Origin of the sequence: Allocoleopsis sp. (assembly GCF_036703385.1) — a bacterium.
In the GTDB taxonomy this organism is placed as follows: Bacteria; Cyanobacteriota; Cyanobacteriia; order Cyanobacteriales; family Coleofasciculaceae; genus Allocoleopsis.
In genome coordinates this window covers 1-5,682 of sequence record NZ_DATNPA010000815.1, presented here as the reverse complement: position 1 = coordinate 5,682, position 5,682 = coordinate 1, and the positions used below count along the sequence as shown (strand labels likewise).

The following is a 5,682-nucleotide window of genomic DNA, read 5'->3' as shown; positions in this document are numbered from 1 at the left end:
CCTGATGTTACCCAAAGTTGGGCTAGAAAAGATTTGGATAGTTTGATAGAAGCGGAGTCTATAGTTACAGCAACTTATCGAAGCAGTCAAGAATTGAATACTTCAGAGCCATTTCCTATTCGCTTGTTTAGTTGGACGCTGAATAGATTTAATCAAATAGTTTTTAAAAGTTTATTGCAACTCTTACTAGTTTTTTTGTCAATCAATTTAATAGTTTTCTTAGTTTTGTGCTTGTCTAGTATTCTGTAGATTGAATTAGACAGCTCGAAAGGCATAAAACTCCTTAAGATTGAGGAAAATGTTTGGCATGATGTTGCTGGCAATTGTTGCAAGATACTGTTTTCTAGCTAAATACTAGACTTGTTTTAAAACTTGAAAAGCAGTCCATATGCTACTTTTTGGAGGAATTATGGGATTCAAAAAACTAATACCCTATGTCTGCTTTATTTAGCTACAAGCCATCTAATAAAGATTTCTCTGCATTGAATAGTGTTATTTAAAGTTATGAAAGCTTTACTGATCTGGCCTGTTTTACCGAATTCATTTTGGTCGTTTAGAGAAACGCTCGATCTTGCCGGGTTACGCGCCTCGACTCCGCCACTCGGACTGATTACAGTGGCAGCACTTCTACCTTCAACTTGGGAGATTCAATTTATCGATCGCAATGTTCAGTTTGAAACTGATGAGGATTGGGCGTGGTGTGATTTAGCGCTCCTCTCGGCGATGATCGTGCAAAAAGAGGACTTCCGATCGCTCATTCAAAAAGGGGTTGCTTTGGGCAAAAAAGTAGCAGTAGGTGGGCCATTTCCAACTTCTGTTCCAGAATTCGCCTTAGAGGCAGGAGCACACTATCTGATTCTGGATGAAGGAGAGTGTACGATTCCTTTATTCGTCAATGCCTTAGAGCGAGGAGAACCGCGAGGAATTTTCCGCTCAGCCGAAAAGCCCGATGTCACCCAAACTCCCATCCCTCGATTCGATTTACTCGATCTCGATGCTTACATCACTGTCACCGTTCAATTCTCCAGAGGTTGCCCCTTCCAGTGTGAATTTTGTGACATTACGAATCTATTTGGTCGTAAACCTCGAACAAAAACACCAACACAAATGTTGGCGGAATTAGAAACACTATATCAAATGGGTTGGAGACGAGCGATCTTTGTCGTCGATGATAACTTCATTGGCAACAAGCGGAACGCCAAAGTCTTTTTGCGGGCGTTGATTCCGTGGATGGAGGAACGTCAGTATCCCTTTGCGTTTATCACTGAAGCTTCTGTAAATTTGGCAGAAGACGAAGAACTGATGGAGTTGATGGTGAAAGCTGGATTTACGCTCATTTTTATGGGCATCGAAACACCAGATACAGAGGGCTTGAAAGAAATTCACAAAGAGCAAAATACGCGGCGATCACTGCTCGAATCCTGTAACAAAGTTACAGAAAAAGGATTAGGGATTACAGCCGGGTTTATCGTTGGCTTCGACCACGAATCTCCAGGAGCTGGAAAACGGATTCAGCAATTTGTTGAAGATGCTAGTATTCCGCAACCACACTTAAGCCTGCTTCAGGCATTACATAACACAAAACTGTGGACGAGACTCAAGCAAGAAAATCGTTTGAATGATAACTTACAGTCTTTCCATCAAACAGCAATCATGAACTTTACACCGACACGTCCCGTTGAAGAGATTGTAGAAGAATTTATTGATGCTTTCTGGAATCTCTATGAGCCGTTGTCCTACTTAAAGAGAACGTTTCGCCATTTCATGAAAATGCAGGGATATCGGCCAAAGGCTCAGCGTGAGCTATCTACAGGAATGCTGCGATTGATGTTGATTGTATTTTGGCGGCAGGGAATTGTGCGGATGACTCGACTACGATTTTGGGTGCAATTAGGAGCCATTTTGTTGTGCAAGCCTAGTTTTTTTATAGAGTATTTTATGACCCTATGTGTGGGAGAACATTTCTTTGCCTACCGAAAAGAAGTGAGAGCGAAACTGCAAACTCAATTACAGGAACTCCGAAGCTAGTTGACGAAAAAATGCGATCGCACTGTTCGCTGTTACTGACACTTTTATGAGGTTTCTAGCGTACTGAGGCAAAATGGTGACTATGAACAAGCCGAACAAGTTTTTCAAGCTGACCTAGAACGAAATCAGCGCAATGGGCGATCGCTTTTTGGTTTCTTCAATAGTGTGGAAGCACAAGGAAAGAATTCCGCTGTCCATCGGATAAAAACCGAGTTTAATATTGCAATGGTTTACAAATTTGTCCGTTAACAATATAAATATTTAACAACAAAAATAGCCCGAATTTTCCTGCTTAAAATACGGGAATTTTCTTGATGTCTTAAGTCTTTTTGACTTTAATGATTCAAAAAATATATCTAAAAAATAATCTATTTATTTAAAAAATGACCTACCAAAAGACAGAAAAAAAGTTTTTAAAAATCATCTTAAAGATAGAGTTTTATTTCTTCTAAAATATGTTTAATGAGAGGCGTTATCGCGAATACTAACTTTTCCAGCTTCTACCAATGAGGGGAAGCATGATTACTTCAATTAGGTTGAATAAAATGGCGATTAACATATGCAATTTTTGTCAAATTGTTATATAAGAATTTGCTAAATATGCTGCACCAAGCAAAGAAACGACCTCCTCTCTCTTGGGCAAACGTTATAAACGTCAAGACAATCTGAATGGATGAATTGGAGAACATAATCTCCAACAAAACCCAACAGAGAAAGCGTCATATCTATTGGTGGATGTAGAGATAGAACTGTGCAATGAGAACGGCTGGCGATCGCACTGTTAGCGGTTACTGACACTCCTACAAGAGCTGAGGAGACATCCATATGACTAAAAGCATCTACGCCCTCCTAGTTGGAATTGATAGCTATCATCCAGCATCAGTGCCCGTCATTCCTCCCTTAAGAGGTTGCGTTAATGACATTAAAGCGGTAAAGGCGTATCTCAGGGAACGGACTAAAGGGGGTGAATGGAAACTCGCAGAATCCGTTGATATACCGTGGATACTTACAAATGAACAAGCAACTCGTCAAGCGATTATCAACAGCTTTGAGCAGCACTTGTGCAATGCTAATAGTGATGATGTCGTGTTTTTCTACTACTCTGGTCATGGCGCTCAAGAAAAGGCAACAGAAGAGTTTTGGCATTTAGAGCCAGACCGTTTAAATGAAACCTTAGTTTGCCATGACAGCCGTACAGAAGGTAGCCGAGACTTAGCGGATAAGGAATTAGCCTACTTGATTTCCCAAGTGGCACAGAAGAATCCCCATGTCGTGATGATTTTGGATTGCTGTCACTCTGGTTCTGGAACCAGAAATTTGTCTCTAGAAGTTACAGTACGTCGTGCCCCTGTAGATTCGCGAGAGCGACCTTTGAGCAGCTATATTTTTGCTCAAGATAAAACAGCATTAGATGAATTGTTAACGTCTTCCCGTAACCTGGAAAAGAAAACGACAGGTATAGTGTTACCCAAAGGAAGGCACGTTATGCTTTCTGCCTGTCGAGACTATGAGCTGGCAAAAGAATATAAAGGCCAAGATGGTCAACTGCGAGGAGCTTTTTCCTACTTCCTTCTGGAAACATTGCAGCGAACTAATGGCAGCTTAACCTATCGAGATTTAGCTAGAACTCTTAATGCGTTGGTTAGTGGTAAAGTCCAAGACCAATCTCCTCAAGTTGAAGCAACAGATTCGGACGAATTAAACCAACCTTTTTTAGGTGGTGCAATTACGGAACGGCCTTTCTACTTCACCTTAACTTATAGCAGCAAAGACAAGAGTTGGGTGATCGATGGCGGGGCGTTGCATGGTATTCCCAAATCGAGTAGAGATGTTTTATTAGCAATCTTTCCTGTTGGAAGTACCCCAGAACAGTTACGCCAATCTGGAGAAGCTTTATTGCAAGCACGAGTTACCCAAGTGCTACCACAACGCAGCAAAGTGGAAATTATTGAGGGCAGCGATAGTGAAGCGCTGCTGCGTTTGCGTAAGCATGGTGCGAAGCAGCATAGCGCAGATCGCTTATCGGAAAATGAAAGTTATTGGGCTGTTGTAACCAGTTTGCCAATAGAGCCTCTGAAGGTTTATTTTCAGGGTGAACAAGCAGGTGTAGAACTAGCGCATCAAGCACTGTTAAAAGCCCAAGCCAATGAACGGTCTTCGTTGTACGTGCGTCGAGTCGATGCATCTGCCGATGCAGACTATAAATTACTGGCTCGCGAGGGACAATACTGGCTGACACTGCCTACAGATGACCGTCCTTTGGTTGCGCCACTTCCAGAAAAACCCCTAGGCCTTGCCAGTTACACGCCAGAACGCGCTTTGCAAGTTATTCAACGATTGGAACATATCGCTCGTTGGACTAACACGCTTGAACTGGAAAGTCCTGCCACAACTCGGATTAAGCCAGATGATCTGAAGATGGAGATTGTTCTTTACGGTCATGAAGCCTCTTCAGACGCTCCTAACATCGCTAACGGTGCGCTCTCAGAAGCGTCTGATATGCGTTTGGAGTATGAATATCAGGATGGTGAGTGGAGTCCACCTACCTACTATGTCAGGCTAACTAACAACAGTAAGAAAACTCTCTATTGCAATGTATTAGACCTAACAGAGAGTTTTGCTGTGTATGTTGGGTTCTTTGAAGACAGGACTAGCGTGCGGCTGCCACCGGGAGAAACTATCGAAGGAGACTACAAGGATTCAGTGGTGCCTGATGAGTTATGGGAACAGGGCATTACTGAACGCAAGGATAGGCTAAAACTAATTGTGAGTACGACCGAGTTTGATGCAAGTTTGTTAGAGCAAGATGCACTGGACTTGCCTAGATTTACTCAATCGCAACGCTCTATAGAAACTGAGGAATTGCAGCAACAAGGGACACTCAATAGCTTGATGAGCCGGGTACAAAGCCGAGAAATAATGGCTAGCTCTAGAGGCAATACGGATGATTGGATGACTAAGATAATCACCCTTGAAACCGTAAGACCGCAAGCGGCTGGGATAATTCAGCAGCATGAAAGCACTCGTTTATTGGGTGGTGTAGTCGAGGTACAACCTCATCCAAGTTTACAAGCGAAAGTGAGCCTAACTACTGAGCCACAGGCAAGTCGAGATTTAGGAAATCTAATTTTGCCTCCTATTCTGCGGCAAGAACCTCATATCACCCAAGCATTCCAATTCACAACCAGCCGAGGCAGCGACCCAGGATTGAGTGCTTTAGAGCTATTTGACGTAGAAGATTACATAGCTGTAACACCAGAAGCGCCCTTAACGTTGCTGGTCGATCAAGCATTGGAGGAGAATGAGCACCTTTTACCGTTGGGTTATGACGGTGAATTTTTCTTGCCATTAGGTCGAGGGATAAAGACAGAGAATGGCAAGACAGAGATTAAGCTGGAGCGGTTGCCCAGACCCACTGTAAGCAGTCGTAGCTTGCAGGGTTCAATCCGAATTTTCCTGGAAAAAGTAGTAAATGAAAAGCTGGGGCGTTCGTTTGAGTACCCGATTTTAGCTGTAGCCGAGGTTACAGAAGATGGAACGGTAATCTATGAAAAAGATCGGGAGAAGGTAAAACAATTGGTTGCTCAAGCCCAACGGATTGTCCTCTACATTCATGGCATTATTGGTGACACTGAAAGTATGGTGCCTAGTGTC

At 42.8% G+C, this 5,682-nt stretch carries 2 protein-coding genes and 1 pseudogene; all 3 read left to right on the top strand.

The genetic code is table 11. From position 1 onward, the window contains the following. Positions 1–249: pseudogene (locus V6C93_RS38025) on the top strand (hypothetical protein); the annotation flags it as partial. 255 nt (positions 250–504) lie between these two features. Further along, on the top strand, positions 505–2,028 hold the full coding sequence (locus V6C93_RS38020; RefSeq protein ID WP_333481890.1) for a B12-binding domain-containing radical SAM protein: 1,524 nt from the start codon (positions 505–507) through the stop codon (positions 2,026–2,028). Positions 2,029–2,853: 825 nt separating this feature from the next. Further along, positions 2,854–5,682, top strand: a 2,829-nt coding sequence (locus V6C93_RS38015; RefSeq protein ID WP_333481889.1) for a caspase family protein, incomplete at its 3' end; no start/stop codon positions are given.

Excerpts from the sequence above, each read along its gene's own strand:
- V6C93_RS38020 (WP_333481890.1), top strand. The coding sequence starts at position 505 with ATGAAAGCTTTACTGATCTGGCCTGTTTTACCGAATTCATTTTGGTCG.